The 18,032-nt window shown below is 73.1% G+C and carries 11 protein-coding genes; 4 read left to right on the top strand and 7 right to left on the bottom strand.

Going from position 1 to position 18,032, the window contains the following annotated elements; all coding sequences use genetic code 11:
• Positions 1-136: 136 nt before the first annotated feature.
• The 6 genes from AB0M92_RS38275 to AB0M92_RS38250 all read right to left on the bottom strand — a co-directional run bounded on the left by AB0M92_RS38275 (position 137) and on the right by AB0M92_RS38250 (position 12,450).
• On the bottom strand, positions 137-4,447 hold the full coding sequence (locus AB0M92_RS38275; protein ID WP_366107006.1) for a bifunctional nitrate reductase/sulfite reductase flavoprotein subunit alpha: 4,311 nt from the start codon (positions 4,445-4,447) through the stop codon (positions 137-139).
• A gap of 238 nt (positions 4,448-4,685) precedes the next feature.
• On the bottom strand, positions 4,686-5,834 hold the full coding sequence (locus AB0M92_RS38270; protein ID WP_366107005.1) for a substrate-binding domain-containing protein: 1,149 nt from the start codon (positions 5,832-5,834) through the stop codon (positions 4,686-4,688).
• A gap of 17 nt (positions 5,835-5,851) precedes the next feature.
• Positions 5,852-6,955: an ABC transporter permease gene (locus tag AB0M92_RS38265; protein WP_366107004.1), complete on the bottom strand. Its 1,104-nt coding sequence runs from the start codon at positions 6,953-6,955 to the stop codon at positions 5,852-5,854.
• Positions 6,952-8,526: a sugar ABC transporter ATP-binding protein gene (locus tag AB0M92_RS38260; RefSeq protein ID WP_366107003.1), complete on the bottom strand. Its 1,575-nt coding sequence runs from the start codon at positions 8,524-8,526 to the stop codon at positions 6,952-6,954. Before AB0M92_RS38260 ends, AB0M92_RS38265 begins: the two co-directional genes overlap by 4 nt.
• A 112-nt stretch (positions 8,527-8,638) precedes the next feature.
• The gene (locus AB0M92_RS38255; protein ID WP_366107002.1) at positions 8,639-11,344 is read right to left on the bottom strand and encodes a SpoIIE family protein phosphatase; all 2,706 of its coding nucleotides are present in this window, start codon (positions 11,342-11,344) and stop codon (positions 8,639-8,641) included.
• 176 nt (positions 11,345-11,520) lie between these two features.
• Entirely contained in the window at positions 11,521-12,450 is a 930-nt protein-coding gene (locus AB0M92_RS38250) for a cyclase family protein (RefSeq protein WP_366107000.1), read from the bottom strand.
• A gap of 265 nt (positions 12,451-12,715) precedes the next feature.
• On the opposite strand from AB0M92_RS38250, the gene AB0M92_RS38245 reads away from it, so the two are divergent.
• From AB0M92_RS38245 to AB0M92_RS38230, 4 genes are all read left to right on the top strand, one after another.
• Positions 12,716-13,750, top strand: a complete 1,035-nt coding sequence (locus tag AB0M92_RS38245) for a PP2C family protein-serine/threonine phosphatase (protein WP_366106999.1) — start codon at positions 12,716-12,718, stop codon at positions 13,748-13,750.
• Between the two features lie 258 nt (positions 13,751-14,008).
• A complete protein-coding gene (locus tag AB0M92_RS38240) occupies positions 14,009-15,421 on the top strand; it encodes a family 2B encapsulin nanocompartment shell protein (protein WP_366106998.1) in 1,413 nt (470 codons plus the stop codon).
• A 68-nt stretch (positions 15,422-15,489) separates the two neighbouring features.
• Positions 15,490-16,743 (top strand): family 2 encapsulin nanocompartment cargo protein terpene cyclase, encoded by a 1,254-nt coding sequence (locus AB0M92_RS38235; protein WP_366106997.1) that lies wholly within the window; start codon positions 15,490-15,492, stop codon positions 16,741-16,743.
• A 14-nt stretch (positions 16,744-16,757) separates the two neighbouring features.
• Positions 16,758-17,654: a geranyl diphosphate 2-C-methyltransferase gene (locus AB0M92_RS38230; protein ID WP_366106996.1), complete on the top strand. Its 897-nt coding sequence runs from the start codon at positions 16,758-16,760 to the stop codon at positions 17,652-17,654.
• 59 nt (positions 17,655-17,713) lie between these two features.
• Here AB0M92_RS38230 and AB0M92_RS38225 read toward each other — a convergent pair whose 3' ends face one another.
• Positions 17,714-17,929 (bottom strand): hypothetical protein, encoded by a 216-nt coding sequence (locus tag AB0M92_RS38225; RefSeq protein WP_366106995.1) that lies wholly within the window; start codon positions 17,927-17,929, stop codon positions 17,714-17,716.
• Between the last annotated feature and the right edge of the window lie 103 nt (positions 17,930-18,032).

The raw sequence follows: 18,032 nt of genomic DNA, 5'->3' as shown, positions 1-18,032 counted from the left end.
CACCGGCAAACCCTGGGCCACCGGAACCCTCCGGATCACCGCAACCGCCACCGACACCACCCCCACCACCGCCACCACCACCTTCCCCCTCACCACCAACTGGTTCTGAGACGACCCCGCCAGGCGGCGACGCCCGTCAGTACACGTCGCGGGCGTACCGCTTCTCGGCGGAGAGCTGCTTCAGGTACGCGGCGGCCTCGTCCTCGGTCAGGCCGCCGTGGGCCACGGCGACGTCGCGCAGCGCCCGGTCCACGTCCTTGGCCATCCGGCGCGCGTCACCGCACACGTAGAAGTGGGCGCCCTCCTGGAGCCAGGACCACAGCTGGGCGCCCTGCTCGCGCATCCGGTCCTGTACGTAGACCTTGGACCGCTGGTCGCGGGAGAACGCGAGGTCCAGTCGGCTGAGCGTGCCGTGCCGGTACAGCTCCTCCAGCTCCTCGCGGTAGTAGAAGTCGGTGGCCCGGCGCTGTTCACCGAAGAACAGCCAGTTCCCGCCGTGGTGGCCGAGGGCGCGGCGGTGCTCCAGGAAGGCCATGAAAGGGGCGATCCCGGTCCCCGGGCCGACCATCACGGCCGCAGTCCCGGGATCCGCGGGCGGCCGGAAGTGTGCGGAGCGCTGAACGAACAGAGGTACCGGGCTGCCCGGTTCGGCGTCTGCGAGGAAGGCGGAGGCCACACCCTTGCGGGGATGGCGGCGCGGACCCTCGTAGCGCAGGACCGAGACGGTGAGGCTGACCGCCCGCGGGTCGACGAGGGGACTGGAGGATATGGAGTACAGGCGCGGTTGGAGGCGTTTGAGGCGCTCGGCCCACTCCTGGGCGCTGAGCCGGACCGGGAACTCGGCCAGGATGTCCACGGGCTGGCGTCCCCAGATCCAGCGGGCGAGTCCGTCCTTGTTGTCCGGGCGCGTCAGCTGGCGGAGCCTGCGGTCGCCGGTGTGCTCCGTGACGAAGCGCAACAGGTCGGGCGTGACGCGGGTGATGTCCAGGTGCCGGTGCAGCGCCCGGGCGAAGGGCACGGGCCGGTCGTGCCCGGGTACGGCGACCTCGGCGTCCGCGGCCAGGCCGGTGGCGGCCAGCCATTCCGTCACCAGCTCGGGGCAGTTGACCGGCTGGACGCCGAGGGCGTCGCCCGCCTCGTACGCCGGCCCCTCCTCTCCGAGGTCGAAGGTGAACCGCCGGACCTCCTTGGTGGCGCCGGCCAGACTCAGCAGCCGGTTGCCGGACAGCCGGGCGGTGTGCCGGGCGGCGGCGGACCTGCCCGCCGCGGCGGCCGGCTCGACCGGCGCCGCGACCGGCCCCTCGACCGGCGGCGCCGCGGTGCCGGGCGCCTCGGCGGCCACCGCCGGGGGCGCGTCGGCCGCCAGTGCGCCGCGTACCTGCTCCAGCCACCGCCCCGCGGGCTCCTCGTAATCGGGCTCGCAGTCCACGCGCGGCAGCAGGCGCAGGGCTCCGAGCTCTTCGAGGCGCTGGTCGAGACGGCGGCCGTGCCCGCAGAAGGAGTCGTACGAGGAGTCGCCGAGGGCGAGCACCGCGTACCGGACGTCCTCGAACCGGGGCGCGTCCGCAGCGCTCAGCGCCTCCCAGAACACGGCTCCGCCGTCCGGGGCGTCGCCGTCGCCGAAGGTGCTCGTGACGACCAGCAGATCCGTGCCGGGCGTGAGCGAGGCGGGGAGCCGGTCGGCCATGCTGTGCACGGCCGCCGGGGAGCCCTCCCGGGTCAGGGCGTCGCCGACGGTGGCGGCGAGTTCCTCGGCGTTCCCCGTCTGGGAGGCCCACAGCACCACCGTCCGGCGCGTCGGCGTCCCCGCAGCGGCCGGGTCCGGGGCCGGAGCGGACGGCGGTCCGGCCGCAGGCACCGTCGCCGGCCGGGCGGCCAGGGCGTTCGCCGCGCGGGAGTACGTGCCGGCGAGCACCCCGTCGACCCAGAGCGAGTGCCCGTCCTCGAAGGGGGCGCCGACGGGCAGCAGCGGAACGTCCGTATCGGGCGGGGTGGCGGCGAGACCCGCCAGGAACCCGGCGAGGTATTGGCGCTCCCGGTCAAAGAGGGCGGGCGGAGTGTGCCCGTCCAGCCCGAACAGGGAGGTGAGGGCGGGGACCGCGGTCGTGGGCCGGACGGTCACGTGATGCATCACCGTCGTCGTGGTGCGGCCCGGGCCGCCGCCCCCCTCGCCGGGCGCGCCACCGGACCCGGCCGGGACTTCCGTGTCGCCGGCCGGGACTCCCGTGTCGCGGGCCGGGGCGGCGACGGCGACCGGCACCCGCGTCCGGGCCAAGGTCACCGCGCACACCTTGAACTCGGGCTGGAACGACAGCGGATCGACCGCGTCGTTGGTGACGGCGTTGACACTGAGGTACTCGCCGAACAGGTCGTTCCAGTGGAACGGGGCGAAGCAGTTCCCGGGCCGCACCCGGTCGGTGACCACGGCCGGCAGCACCGCCCGGCCGCGCCGCGACGCCACCTCCACCCCGTCGCCATCCGCGATCCCCAGGGCGGACGCGTCCTGCGGATGGACCTCCACGAACGGGCCCGGGGCGAGCTTGTTCAGCTTGGCGACCTTGCCCGTCTTGGTCAGGGTGTGCCACTGGTGCTGAAGACGACCGGTGTTCAGAACGAACGGATAGTCGTCATCGGGGAGTTCGGCGGCCGGAAGGTGCGGCCTGGCGAAGAAGGAGGCCCGCCCGGAGGCGGTCGGGAAGACCAGTCGCGGCCGACTGCCGTCCGGGCGCTCGGCCAGGGTCCGGCCGACCCCGTCGTTGAGGTACCGCACGGGGTTGCGGTCCGGTCCGCCCGGGGCGGCCGGCCACTGCACCGGTCCGCCGCGCAGCCGCTCGTACGAAACGCCTCGCAGGTCCCAGCCGGTCGTGGGGTTCCAGGCCTGGCGCAGCTCCTCGAAGACCTCCTCGGCGCACCCGTACGTGAACGCCTCCGCGAATCCCATCTCGCAGGCCACCCGGGCGATCAACTGCCAGTCGGGCAGGGCCTGCCCGGGCGGATCGACGGCTCCCCGGACCAGGGTGAGGTTGCGCTCGGAGTTGACCATCACCCCGTCCGCCTCCGCCCAGAGCGTGGCCGGGAGCACGATGTCGGCGTAGGCGTTGGTCTCGGTCTCGGCGAACACGTCCTGGGTGATGACCAGTTCGGCGGTCTCCAGGGCCTTGATGACCGTACTGCGGTTGGCGACGGAGGCGACCGGGTTCGTGCAGATGATCCAGCACGCCCGTATCTCCCCGGCCGCCATCTTCTCGAACATCTCGACGGTGCCGCGCCCGACGTCCGTGCGCAGGGTGCCCTGCGGCACCCCCCACAGCTCCTCGGTGAAGCGCCGGTCCGCGTCGACGAGGACGGACCGCTGCCCGGGCAGGCCCGGTCCCATGTACCCCATCTCGCGGCCGCCCATGGCGTTGGGCTGGCCGGTCAGGGAGAAGGGGCCGCTGCCGCGGCGGCAGATCGCGCCGGTGGCCAGGTGCAGGTTGACCAGGGCGTTGGTGTTCCAGGTGCCGTGGGTGGACTGGTTGAGTCCCATGGTCCAGCAGCTCATCCACTCGCCCGCCTCACCGATCCAGCGGGCGGCCAGCCGGATGTCCGCTTCCGGTATGCCGGTGGTCTCGGCGACCTTCGCGGGCGGGTAGTCGCGCAGGAAGGCGGGCATGTCCTCCCAGCCCTCGGTGTGCTCGGCGATGAAGGCCGGGTCGGTCCAGCCGCCCTCGACCAGCAGGTGCAGCAGCCCGTTGAGGAGGGCCAGGTCGGTGCCGGGCCGTATCTGCAGGAACAGGTCCGCCTTCTCGGCGGTGGCGTTGCGGCGCGGGTCGACGACGATCAGCTTGGCGCCGGAGGCCTTGACCCGGTCCATCATCCGGAGGAAGAGGATCGGGTGGCAGTCGGCCATGTTGGAGCCGATGACGAAGAAGGCGTCGGCGCGCTCGAAGTCCTCGTACGATCCGGGCGGCCCGTCGGCGCCGAGCGAGAGCTTGTAGCCGCTGCCGGCGCTCGCCATGCACAGCCGGGAGTTCGACTCGATCTGGTTCGTGCGCAGGAAGCCCTTGGCCAGCTTGTTGGCCAGGTACTGGGCCTCCAGCGACATCTGGCCGGAGACGTACAGGCTCAGCGCGTCGGGGCCGTGGGCGTCCAGGACGGCCCGCAGCCGCTGGGCCGTCCGGGTGATGGCCGCGTCCACGTCCACGGGAGCGGGCCCGGCACCGCGCTCCTCGCGGACCAGGGCGGTCCCGAGCCGGCCGGGGGCGGCCAGCAGGTCGGCGTGGGTGGCGCCCTTGGTGCACAGCCGTCCCGCGTTGGCCGGGTGCCGCTTGTCGCCGGCCGCCTTGGCCACCGTACGGCGGCCGTCCGCACCGAGGGCGATGTCCAGCACGATCCCGCAGCCGACGCCGCAGTAGGAGCAGACCGTCCGTACGGATCCGCCGGCCGCGCCCCCCGCGGACCCGGCCACCGCTTTGAGTACGGGTCCGCCCGCCGCTTGCGCCTCGGACACAGGAGACCTCCTCGGAGAACACCGGCCGACCCCAGATCCCCGGGCGCCGCGGCCGTGTGCAGGTCGATCCCGTGGCACCCAACGTAGAAAGCCCCTGTTGCGCACATGTGACGGGCGGCGCCGCCCCGGGGTTACAAGCGGCTGCGCGGAGGCCCCCACCGGCCGTGAGGGCACGACCCGCGGAAGCACGGCCGGGTCAGCCGTGCCAGATCTTCTCGTACGCCTCCCGGTAGCCCTCGGGGTCCCAGGAGGTGGCCCCGGCGCTGTTCTCGGCGGTCGCGATGTGGACCGGGGCGACGTAGCCGCTGGCGGGTTGTCCGGCGAAGGCGCGGTTGAACTCGTCGACGATCTGCCAGCCCTGCTGGGAGAGCGGCTCCGGGACGGTGGCGGCCTGGAACTGCTCGCTGTTGATGCGCCGGAACGCGGACGGGTCCCCGTCCCCGGCGCCGATGTTGAGGGGCGGCCCGGCGCCGGGCTTGTCGGCGGCGCGGAAGGCGGGCGCGGCGTCGTCGAAGTAGAGGTCGTTGATGGCGACCGAGTACGTCCACTTCTTCCCCAGCCGGGGCAGCAGCGAGGCGACCTCCTGGGGGGTGCGCCGGCTCGCGTCCGGGATCGGGATGTTCTTGTGGGCCAGGAGCTTGACCCCCGGGCAGGCGGCGAGCCGCTGCTCGATCAGCTTGGACTTCGTCCCGGCGAACGGGATCGAGTCGTCGGTGAAGACGACGACCCCGGCGGCCCCGTCGGACCGGGCGATGACCCAGTCCGCGGCGGCCCTCGCCACCTCCTCCACCTTCGTGGTGACGTTGGTGAAGAGCCGGGGGTTCGTGCTCGGACCCGGGGCGCTGACCGCGTGCCAGCCGACCAGCGGGATGCCTGCCGCCGCGGCCCGCGCCACCTGCCGGGAGGTCGGCTGCGGATCGAAGCCCCCGATGACGATGCCCGAGGGCTTGAGGGTGACGGCCTGGCCGAGGGCGGCCTGGATGCCGGCGGGGGTACCCTCCCCGTCGATCACCCGGACGCTCCAGCCGATGCTCCGCGCGGCCTCCCGCACGCCCTTCGCGACTCCGGCCACTCCGGGGTTGGTCATGGTCTGGGCCACGTAGACGAGGGTCTTGCCGGGGACCGCCGCGGGACCGGTGGTGGGGCCGTTCCACGCGGTGTCGGTGCTCTCGGCCCGCCGGACGGCGGCCTTCGCCTCCTGGAGGACGGCCGGGCAGCCCGCGGCCGAAGGGCCGGTGGCGTCCGGCGAACCGCCGCTCCCGCAGCCGGCGGCGGCGGTCGAGGCCGCCGCCAGCAGGGCGGCGGCCGTCAGGAGGCTCCTGCGGTTCGGGTACTTCGGGTACACGGTGCTCCTGACCTTGTTCAGAGGGTGCCGGCTCCGGCGCCTGTGCCTGTGCCTGTGCCTGTTCCCGTCCCCGTCCCCGTCCCCGTGGCGCCGTCGTCCGCCGTGGCCACGGCGTCGGTGCGCAGCCGGCGCCGGGCGGAGTAGCCGGCCAGCCCGACCGCGATGAGCAGGGTGGCGCCGTTGAACAGCGGGGTGGCCCAGAACTGGGCGCCGAGCTGGCCGATCCCGGCGAGCCCGACCGCAAGTACGGTCACGGCGACGAGCGTTCCGATGGCGTTGGCCCGCCCCGGCCTGATCGCGGTGGAGCCGAGCAGGGCGCCGACGAAGGCGGGCAGCAGGTAGTCCAGGCCCACGCTCGGATTGCCGATCTGCTGCTGCGCGGCGAGCAGCACGCCGGCGAAGCCGACGACCGTGCCCGAGCAGGCGAAGGCGTAGACGCAGTACCGGTGGGTGGGGATGCCGATGATCTCGGCGGCGCGGGGGTTGGAGCCGATGACGTACAGGTACCGGCCGAACGGCAGCCGCTCCAGCACCACCCAGAGCAGGACGACGAGCCCGAGGACGTAGAAGGCGGGCACCGGCAGGCCGAGGAAGCGTGCGTCGTAGAGGTCGGTGAAGGCGGCCGGAAGGCCGTCGGGGCCGGGGACGATCCGGCTCCCGTCGGTGACCCAGCCGGTGACGGCGTACATCATGCTGCCGGTGCCGAGCGTGGCGATGAAGGCGTCGATGCGGGCGAACTCGACGATGACGCCGTTCACGGCGCCGACCGCGGCGCCTCCCGCGACGACGGTGAGGCAGGCGAGCGGCCAGGGCCAGCCCTGCTCGACGATGAGGAACAGCACCATGACGTGCGCCAGGCCCAGCGCGTAGCCGATGGACAGGTCGAACTTGCCGCTGGCGATGGGGATCGTCACGCCCAGCGCCAAGATGGCCGGGATCGACTGGCCGGAGAGGATCGAGGAGACGTTGTCCAGGGTGGGGAAGGTGCCGGGCAGCAGGACGGAGAAGAGCAGGAACAGCAGGACGGTCAGGGTCAGCAGACCGTACGTGCCGACGAAGTGCCGGTGTCCGCTCCCGTGCTGATGATGCGTCCGCGCGAGGCGGGACGACGACGGGCTCACCGGCCGCCCGCGCTTCCGGTGATCGCGGGCAGGGCCGAGGCGGTCCGGGTGAGTGCGGAGACGCTCAGGGCTTCCCCGGCCAATTCGGCCACCACGCTCCCGCGCCCGAACACCAGCGCCCGGTGGCACACGTCGGCGACCTCCTCGAAATCGGTGGAGATGAGGAGCACCGCCAGTCCCGCGCCGAGCGCTTCGTCGAGGAGCCGGTGGATGGACGCCTTGGCGCCCACGTCCACACCGGCCGTCGGCTCTTCGAGGATCAGCAGGCGCAGCCGCCCCCGCAGCCGGCGCCCGACCATGACCTTCTGCTGGTTGCCGCCCGAGAGGGTGGCGATCGGCACCTCGCTGTCGCGGGGGAGTACGGAGAACCGCTCGATCAGGGCGGCCGCCTCGGCGCGCTCGCGCCGCGGGGCGACCCAGTGCCAGGGCGGCACCCCGGCCGCGCGCGGGTTGGCCAGGAAGTTCTCCCGTACCGTCAGTTCCGCGGCGCAGCCCTCCTCCTGCCGGTTGCCGGCCACGAAGCCGACTCCGGCGCCGAGGGCGGTGGCCACCGTGCGGGGGTGGTACGGGCGGCCGTCGAGCAGCGCCCGGCCGCCGAGCAGCGGGAGCGCGCCGGCGAGGGCGCGGCCGAGGTGCATGTGCCCGGCGCCGGTCAGACCGACCAGCCCGAGGGCCTCGCCCTCGCGCAGCTCCAGGCTGACGGGTCCGGTGCGTTCGGTCGTCACGCCGTCGAGGCGCAGTACGGGCGGGCGGCCGACGGGTGCGGGAACGGGGGCGGCGGCCGGTGGCGGCCGGCCGGCCGGCTCGTGCCCCACGATGTCGCGCACCAGCCGGGCCGGGCCGTACGGGGCGAGGGGCCCCTGGCTGACGAGCCGGCCGTCGCGCAGGACGGCGAAGGCGTCGGCGACCTCGTAGACCTCGTCGAGCCGGTGGCTGACGTAGAGGATGCCGTGCCCCCGGTCGCGCAGGGCGTGCAGGACGTCGAAGAGGCGGGCGCAGTCGGCGGCCGGAAGGGTGGCGGTCGGCTCGTCGAGGACGAAGAGCTCCGCCCGCCTCGCCAGGCCGCGGGCGATCGAGACGAGTGAGCGTTCGGCGGGCGCGAGGCCGGCCACCGGTGCACCGGCGTCCAGGTGTCCGGCGACGATGTCCAGCGCCTCGGCGCAGCGCTCCCGGGTCCGGCGCCAGGAGATCAGGCCGTGGCGGCGTGCGTAACCGGTGCCCAGGGCGATGTTCTCGGCGACGGTCATCCAGTCCACCAGTCCGAGGTCCTGGTGGATGAAGGACATGCGGCGCGTGGCGGCGTCGGAGCCGAGCGGGTGCCCGGCGACGGCCACCTCGCCCTCGTCGCCGCGGTGGACCCCGGCGAGCACCTTGATGAGGGTGGACTTCCCGGCGCCGTTGGGGCCGAGCAGGGCGAGGACGCTGCCGCCGTGGACGTCGAGGCTGACCGCGTCCAGGGCGACGGTGCCGCCGAACCGCTTTCCGAGGCCGCGGATGCGGACGAGGGGTTCTCCGCCGGGCCGCGGGGGCGGTGGCGTCGGGGTGTCGGGAGTGGCGGGAGTGTCATGCACGGACTTCTCCGGGGCCGCCTGGGGAGGTGCTGCTGGGGAGGTAATGCCTGGAGCGGTGAGGACACCGGTGATGCTACTGGTGGCTATGCGGATATGGGCGGTATGTCGGGTGTCAGGCCGCGTCCAGGGCGCATTCGGCCCAGATCACCTTCCCGTGCGGGGTGTACCGGGTGCCCCAGGCGCGGGCGAGCTGGGCGACGAGGAAGAGGCCGCGGCCGCCCTCCTCCGTGGTGGCCGCCCGCCGCAGGTGCGGGGCGGTGCTGCTGCCGTCGGAGACCTCGCAGATCAGCGAGCGGTCGTGGACCAGGCGTACCTGGATGGGCTCGGTGCCGTAGCGGACCGCGTTGGTGACCAGCTCGCTCAGCATCAGCTCGGCGGCGAACGCGAGCTCGTCGAGCCCCCAGTCGGCGAGCTGCCGGGTGGCGGCGGCGCGGACCCCGGCCACCAGGGACGGGTCGGCGGACACGTTCCACGTGGCGATCCGCTCGGCGGGCACGGTACGGGTGCGGGCGACGAGCAGCGCGATGTCGTCCGCGGGGTGCTCGGGTGCCATGGCGTCGAAGACCGCCTGGCAGGTGTCCTCGGGCGAGCGGTCCGGCTCGGACAGGGTGTGGCTCAGCTGGTCGAGGGCCACGTCGATGTCGCGTTCGCGGTCCTCGATGAGACCGTCGGTGTAGAGGACCAGCGTGCTGCCCTCGGGAAGTTCGATCTCCGCCGTCTCGAAGGGCAGGCCGCCCAGGCCCAGCGGCGGTCCCGGGGGCAGCTCGGGGAAGGTCACCCGGCCGCCGGGGTGGACGAGCGCGGGCGGGGGGTGCCCGGCGCGCGCCATGGTGCACAGCCGCGAGGTGGGGTCGTAGACGGCGTAGAGGCAGGTGGCGCCCACGATGCCGGTGCTGCCGGCGTCGTTGTCGCCGCCCTCCTCCCGGTCCAGGCGCACCAGGAGGTTGTCCAGGTGGGTGAGGAGCTCGTCGGGGGCGAGCTCCAGCTCGGCGAAGTTGCGGGCGGCCGTGCGCAGCCGGCCCATGGTGGCGGCGGCGTGCAGGCCGTGGCCGACGACGTCCCCCACGAGGAGGGCGACGCGGGTGCCGGAGAGCGGGATGACGTCGAACCAGTCGCCGCCCACCCCCGATTCGGCGGGCAGGTAGCGGTGGGCGACCTCGACCGCGCCCTGTTCGGGCATGCCGTGCGGAAGCAGGCTCTCCTGGAGGGCCAGGGCGAGGGTGTGCTCGCGGGTGTAGCGGCGGGCGTTGTCGATGCAGAGGGCGGCGCGGGCCGCGAGTTCCTGGGCCAGCCAGCTGTCGTCCTCCCCGAACGGTGCGGGGTCCTGCGCGCGGTAGAAGCTGGCGATGCCCAGCAGGACGCCGCGGGCGAGCAGGGGAACGGACACGAGGGAGTGCACGTTGCGGTCCAGGATCCGCCGCGCGTGCTCGGGCTCCTGGTCGATCCAGCCGACCGCCTCCCGCAGGTCGGCCTCCAGGACCGCCTGCCCGCTGTCCAGGCACCGCATGTGGGGGGTGCCTGCGCGGAGCTCCACCCGGCGGCCGACGGGGTAGAAGGGGCAGTCCTCGCGTATGCCGTGGACCACGGTGCGGTGCAGCTCGCTCCGGGGGTCGGCGGACTCCTCGCCGCGCAGTACGGACTCCGGCACGTCGACCGTGACGTAGTCGGCCAGGCGCGGCACCGCCATCTCGGCGAGTTCCCGGGCGGTGCGGGTCACGTCCAGGGTGGTGCCGATACGGGTGCTGGCCTCGGCCAGCAGCTCCAGGCGGCGGCGCGCCGCGACGGCGTACTTGCCGACCTCCGGCTCGCCCACCAGCACCAGGCCCCTGACCTTGCCGGCGGTGGCCGGTGACGTGCCCGGCGGCGGCTGCGCTGCGGTCGGCAGCGCGAGGTGGTGCGCGGGCGGAGGCTCGCCGCTGAACACGGCCTCGACCACGACGCCCTCCACCCCCGAGCGGCTCGTGACCGGGCTGCTCAGCAGCGTGACCCCCCGCCCGTGGGGCAGGAGCACCTCGACGGCGGCCCGCTGCGCCCGGGACATCAGTTCGGTGGCCTTGTCCTTGAGGAGCATCTGATCGCCCAGGTCCAGCCCGCTGTCCCCGAGCTCCTCCAGCCCGATCGTCGGCCCTTCCCCGGGCCCGGCGCCGTTGCGGGCGAGAGGGCCGGCGTCGAGGTACGCGCGCAGCAGCGCGCGCTCCCGCTCCGAACGCTGCTCCATCAGCCGCCGCTCGATGGACTCGGCGGCCCGGCGGACCAGGACGGGCAGGGCCGGGTGCTCGTAGCCGTGCGGGTACCCGAAGCAGAGCACGCCGACGACGTGCCCGCTCAGCCGGTCGCGGATCGGGATCGCGGAGCAGGCGTTCGACTGGGAACGCTCGGCGAAGTGCTCGGCCCCGTAGACCTGTACGAGGTGCCGTTCGGCGAGCGCGAGGCCGATGCCGTTGGTCCCCGCGAACCGCTCGGCGAAGACGAAGCCGGGGACGGTCTGGATGGGGGGCAGGGTACGGGCCAGGGCGGGTTCCCCGAAGCGGCGCTGGAGCACCGTTCCGTTCCCGTCCGCGAGGGAGACGTTCATCTGGCTGCCCGCGAACCGGGACGCCAGCTGGTCGAGCACGGGTCCGGCCGCGTGTACGAGCCGGCTGTCCGGGTCGAAATCGTCCCGGTAGGGGAGGTCCGTCTGGTCCGGCGAGAGTCCGAGGGACTGGCAGCGCTGCCACGAGTGCAGGATCGGGCTCCGTACCCCGTCCGCGACGGCCTCGCCCACCAGGAACCGCTCACGGGAGCGTGCGGGGCCTATCTGCTCTCCCGTGGCCCCCATACGCATCACTTCCCCTTGCCGAGCGCTCGGCCGCAGCGGGGCGCCGCAGCGGAGCGCTTACACCGAGCAAGTGCTTTCTGAGTATATTCCCACCCGTTTGTCCGCACCGGAATCTGCCCGCGCCCGTGCCCGTGCCCGTGTCCGTGCCCGTGTCCGCGTTTGCGTCCGCCTCCGTGTCAGAGGATCGCGACCGGATTGACGGGGGAGCCGGTCCCACCCGGCACGTTGAGCGGTGTCACGACGATCATGAACTCGTGGCGGCCCGCCCCGGCGCAGGCCGCCGAGAGGGCCTCCAGGTCGAGGTTGTCCAGCAGTGGTACCCCCATGGCGGCGACGGCGAGGGCGTGGACGGGGGAGTGGACCCCCTCGACAGGCGAGGGACGCAGGTCGCTGTCCCCGTCGGCGCCCAGCAGGGCGATCGCGCGCTCGGCCAGCAGCGGCACCGCGTCCACGTGGAAGCCCGCACTCGCGGCGTCGGAGTCCCACGGCCCGAGCTCCCGGCTGCGGCGGAAGCGGCCGGAGCGCAGCAGCACCGCGCAGCCCTCGTCGACCGTCACCCCCAGCGCCCGCTCCGCCGCGAGGACGTCCCGCGCGTGGACGGCCCGGCCGGGCTCCAGCCAGGCGGTCCCGAGGACGGCCGGCAGGTCGAGGAGCACGCCCTTGGCGACGAGGGGGCCGAGCGCCGCCACCGAGCCGAAGCGGGCGCCCCCGGCGCCGATGACCTCCCGCGCCGGGCGGCCCCCGTAGAGCCGCCCCTCGTACGCGACGTGGGAGAGCGCGTCCAGGTGGCTCACGGCCTTGCCGTGGTAGTCGGCCGCGAGGAAGTCCTTGTACGTGGCGGGCTCCGGGGCCTCCACGTCGCCGAGGTCGGTCATGTGGTGCAGGGCGGGCCTGCGGTTGTCCGGACCCGTGCGGGTGTCCCAGGGCAGGCCCAGCGGCACCGCCGTTCCCGACCGGACCAGGGCGGCCGCCCTCCGTACGTGCTCCGGGGTGACCCGGTTCCAGGCGCCCCGGTCGGCCGGGGTCCAGCGCCCCCACGTGCGGACCTCGGCGAAGATCGCGTCGAACTCCCGGCGGGAGACCCGCGGCTCGGGGCTGCTGCTCATCCGGACTCACCGCTCCAAGGGTCGCTGGGGTCCCGCTCCCGAGGAGGGCGGGGCCGGGGAACGGGCGCCCCGACGCCCGCACCGCGTCACATGCCCGCCGGCCGCGAGCGCCACGCCCGGGGGCCCCCGCACGGGCGAACGGTGGCGGCAAGCGGCTTCGGCGGCGCAGGCTGGACCCATGCGGGTGCCCTTCCGCTCACCTCCCCGACCGGGAGCAGGCGGTCATCACCAGATCCTCTTCGTCCTCGCGGAGTGTTTGCCCTTCGTGATCGCGCTCTCGGTGCTGACCATCGAATTCACGCCCGCGCACGTGCTGTACACCGGCCCCCTCCTGGTCGCGACGCCGGCGCTGGCCGCGGTGGCCATGGGCCCCAAGGGCACTCTGGCGGCGGTGGCGCTCGCCGTGGCCGTGAGCGTGATCACCGCCACCTACAACGGGGCCTGGGGAAGTCAACAGGTCTACACCAATTTCCTGGCCCTCTTCCTGGTGTCGCTGGCGAGCGTCGCGACGAGCAGTACCGTCCGCAAGCGGCGGGAGGACGAGCTCGAACAGGTCCGCCGGATCGCCGTGGCGGCGCAGGAGGCCGTGCTGCGGCCCGTCCCGGTCGGGCTGGGCCCCCTGCGCGTGGCCGGTATGTACCTGGCGGCCGAGACGGGAGCCCAGATCGGCGGCGATCTGTACGAGGCCGTGCAGACGCGGTACGGGGTCCGGGTGATCGTGGGGGACGTACGGGGCAAGGGGCTGCCGGCCGTCCGGGCCGCCGCGGCCGTGCTGGGCGCGTTCCGGGAGGCCGTGCACTACGAGGAGGAGCTCGCGGGGGTCGTCAACCGCTGCGAGGCGGCGCTGCTGCGGGACGCGGCCGTGCCGGGCGTGATCGACCCGGAGGCACTCGTCGAAGGATTCGTCACCGTGCTGGTGGCGCAGGTGCCGGACGGTCCCGTGGTCGAGGTGGTCAATCGCGGCCATCCGCCCCCGCTGCTGCTGCGCGACGGACGGGTCCGCGCCCTGGAGCCGGGCTGTCCGCTGCCGCCGCTCGGCCTGGCGGAGTTCATCACCGGGCCTGCGGACGCTGCCGACAGCTACTCCTTCGCGCCCGGAGACCGGCTGCTCCTGTACACCGACGGAGTCATCGAGGCCCGCGACGGCGATGGCGAGTTCTTCGCCCTGCCCGGGGCGATGGAGGCGGTGGGAGCGGCGCCCGAGGCGCAGGAATTCCTGGACCGGCTGCACCGGGGACTGCTGCGCCACACCCGCCACCGTCTGGCGGACGACGCGGCGATGTTCCTCGTCGACCGGTGAGTCACCGTCAAGACCGGTACGACGGACGGGTGTTCGAGGTGGCTTGAATGTCGTCGTACCCGCCCGTAAACGCCGCACGGCACAAGATCGCCGTATCGAGGTAATGGAATCGGCTGGGGGGACTGACGGGAGGCGCCGGCGGTTAGTGTGCTCCCGGATCTGGACGGATTGCCCGGAATTCCGACCCCCTACTTTCTTCTTCCACCGGCGACGTGTGCGCGTCGCCGGTCAACGCCCCGACGAAGGAGCGCCTGCCCGATGACCGTGGACACCAGCCCGGAGGCGCAGCTCGAACAGCCCCGGCAGACCAGCCTGGGCACGGCTGCTGCCCGCAACCTCGCCACCACCACCAAGTCCGCCCCGCAGATGCAGGAGATCACCTCCCGCTGGCTGCTGAAGATGCTTCCGTGGGTGGAGACCAAGGGCGGCGCCTACCGGGTGAACCGCCGGCTGACCTACACCGTCGGCGACGGCCGCATCGAGTTCGTCCAGGACGGCGCCCACGTCCGCGTCATCCCCCGTGAGCTCGGCGAACTCGCCATGCTGCGCGGCTTCGACGACCTGGAGGTGCTCACCGCGCTCGCCGCCCGGTGCGTCCAGCGCGACTTCCGCGCCGGCGAGGTGCTCGTCGAACGCGGCACCCCGGCCAACGACATCCACCTCATCGCCCACGGCCGGATCAACCAGACCTCCGTCGGCAAGTACGGCGACGAGGTCGCCGTCGCCGTACTCGCGGACGGCGACCGCTTCGGCGAGAACGCCCTGCTCGACGGCGCCGGCGGCTGGGCCTACACCGCCACCGCCGCCACCGCGGGCACCCTGCTCACCCTGTCCCGCTCCGACTTCGCCGCCGTGCTGTCCTCGGCGCCCCGGCTCCAGGCCCACGTGGAGCAGTTCGGCTCGCTGCCCCACCAGCGGCAGAACAAGCACGGCGAGGCCGAGATCGCCCTGTCGGCCGGCCACACCGGCGAGCCCGAACTGCCCGGCACCTTCGTGGACTACGAGCTCAACCCGCGCGAGTACGAACTCTCCATCGCGCAGACCGTCCTGCGGGTGCACACGAGGGTCGCGGACCTCTACAACGAGCCGATGAACCAGACGGAGGAGCAGCTCAGGCTCACCATCGAGGCGCTGCGCGAGCGCCAGGAGCACGAGCTGATCAACAACCGGGAGTTCGGTCTGCTCCACAACGCCGCCTTCAAGCAGCGCATCCAGACCCACTCCGGCCCGCCCACCCCGGACGACCTCGACGAGCTGCTCTGCCGCCGCCGCGGCACCAAGCTCTTCCTGGCCCACCCCAAGACCATCGCGGCGATCGGGCGCGAGTTCAACGCCCGCGGGCTCTACCCGGACCACGTCGACCTCGGCGGACAGCAGGTCCCGGCCTGGCGCGGGGTCCCGATCCTGCCGTGCAACAAGATCCCCATCAGCAAGGAGAACACCAGCTCGATCCTCGCCATGCGTACCGGCGAGGACAACCAGGGCGTCATCGGCCTGCGCCAGACCGGACTGCCCGAGGAGTACGAACCGGGCCTGTCGGTGCGGTTCATGGGCATCGACGAGCGGTCGATCATCTCCTACCTGGTCTCCACCTACTACTCCGCCGCCATCCTCGTGCCCGACGCGCTCGGCGTGCTGGAGAACGTGCAGATCGCCCGCAGGCACGACTGACAGGCCGGGCCGCCCGGGACCGCGCCCGGGAACCGGGCCGGCCCCACCACCTCACCAAGGAGTTACGGATGCCCGATCCCGGGCCCTCCCCCGTGCAGTCGAGCCTCCCGGCCGCCGCGGCCGCCTTCGGGACGTACGGTCACGGCCGCGGCGTCGAAGCGGTCGGCTGCATCCGGCCCGAGCAGCTCGCCGTCCCCGCTCCCGCGGATCCGCCGGCTCCCGCCGGTGTACCGCGCCCCGCCCTGGAGCGGCTGCTGCGCGGCCCGAGCGGACTGGGCACGGTGGGCCTCCACCTGGCCCGGTACGAGGAGCCGCCCCCGGCTCCGGAGCCGGCCGAGCCGGCGGCCGGCCGGCCGATCCCGGGCCTCTACCACCACCCCGTACCGGAGCCCGACCCGGTACGGGTGGCGGAGGTCAGCCGCCGGATCAAGGAGTGGGCCGACGAGGTCGACCTCTACCCACCGGAGTGGGAGGACCAGTTCGACGGCTTCTCCGTGGGCCGTTACATGGTCGCCTGCCACCCGGACGCCCCCGACGCCGACCACCTGATGCTCGCCACGCGGCTGATGGTCGCCGAGAACGTGGTCGACGACTGCTACTGCGAGGACCACGGGGGCTCGCCCGTCGGCCTCGGCGGACGGCTGCTGCTGGCCCACACCGCCCTCGACCCCCTCCACACCACGACCGAGTACCAGCCGGCGTGGACCGAGTCGCTCCGCTCGGACGCCCCGCGGCGCGCGTACCGCTCGGCCATGGAACACCTCCTCCAGGGGGCGAGCCCGTCCCAGGCCGACCGGTTCCGACACGACATGGCCCGCCTGCACATGGGGTACCTCGCCGAGGCGGCCTGGGCCGAGACGGACTACGTACCGGAGGTGTGGGAGTACCTGGCGATGCGCCAGTTCAACAACTTCCGCCCCTGCCCCACGATCACGGACACCGTCGGCGGCTACGAACTGGCCGCGGACCTGCACGCCCAGCCCGCCATGCAACGGGTCATCGCGCTCGCCGGAAACGCCACGACCATCGTCAACGACCTTTACTCGTACACCAAGGAACTCGATAGCCCCGGCCGGCACTTGAACCTGCCCGTGGTGATCGCCGAGCGCGAGGGCGTCTCCGTCAAGGAGGCCTACCTGAAGGCGGTCGAGGTCCACAACGACCTCATGCACGCCTTCGAGGCCGCGGCCGCCGAGCTGGCCGCATCCTGCCCCGCCCCGAACGTGGCGCGCTTCCTGCGCGGAGTGGCCGCGTGGGTCGACGGCAACCACTACTGGCACATGACCAACACCTACCGCTACAGCCTGCCCGACTTCTGGTAAGGACGGATTTATAAGTGACCGACACCGATCTCACCGTTGCCCCCGCCGCCGCCTCCGCGACCTCGGCGTTCATCCCGGCCCCGGCGACGCCCTACCAGGGCGACATCGCACGCTACTGGGACCACGAGGCCCGGCCGGTGAACCTGCGCCTCGGTGACGTGGACGGCCTCTACCACCACCACTACGGCATCGGTGACGTCGACCACGCCGCCCTCGGCGACACCGCCGACAGCGCATACGAGAAGAAGCTGATCGCCGAGCTCCACCGGCTGGAGTCGGCGCAGGCCGACGTCCTCCTGGACCACCTGGGCGGCATCGGCCACGCCGACATGCTCGTGGACGCCGGCTGCGGCCGCGGCGGCTCCTCCGTCATGGCCCACCAGCGGTTCGGCTGCAAGGTCGAAGGCGTCACCCTGTCGGCCAAGCAGGCCGAGTTCGCCAATCAGCGCGCCCGCGAACTCGGCATCGACGACTCGGTGCGCGCCCGCGTCTGCAACATGCTCGACATGCCGTTCGAAACGGGCCAGGCCGCGGGCTCGTGGAACAACGAGTCCAGCATGTACGTCGACCTGGACGACCTGATGGCCGAGCACTCCCGCGTGCTGTCCGTCGGCGGCCGCTACGTGACCATCACCGGCTGTTGGAACCCCCGGTACGGCCAGCCCTCGAAGTGGGTCTCCCAGATCAACGCCCACTTCGAGTGCAACATCCATTCCCGCCGGGAGTACATGCGGGCCATGGCCGACAACCGCCTGGTACCGCAGGCCGTCATCGACCTGACCCCCGCGACCCTGCCGTACTGGGAGCTGCGGGCCACCTCCTCCCTCGTCACCGGGATCGAGGAGGCGTTCATCAACTCCTACAAGGACGGCTCGTTCCAGTACGTACTGATCGCGGCCGACCGCGTCTGAGTCCGGCGGACCCGGGGGAGGCCCGCAAGGGCGGCGGGGCCCGTGACCCACGGGCCCGGCTACCCGGCGCGCCGCTCCATCACCCGCCGCGCCGCCTCGCTCTCGGCGGCCGGGGGCGACAGCTCGTCCAGGGTGTCGATGTCGGTGTCCCGCTCCAGCTCCTCCTCCCAGGCCGCGGCCAGCCGTTGCTGCTCGTCGCGCGGCAGGCCGTGGACGGTATCGCGGTGTGCCGGGTCGAGGGCGGTCAGAAAGCGGTCGACGGCGTCGAAGGACATCCCGTACTCCTAGGGCCTGTTTGGAATGTTGATCGCTGGAGCGCCGGAAGCCTCGATCGGGGCTTCGAGCGCGCCTAGGGTCAAGGCCATGGACACGATGCAT

Source organism: Streptomyces sp. NPDC051582 (assembly GCF_040681715.1).
Classification (GTDB): domain Bacteria; phylum Actinomycetota; class Actinomycetes; order Streptomycetales; family Streptomycetaceae; genus Streptomyces.
The sequence above is the reverse complement of the archived record's forward strand: the minus strand, read 5'-3'. Positions and strand labels throughout refer to the sequence as shown.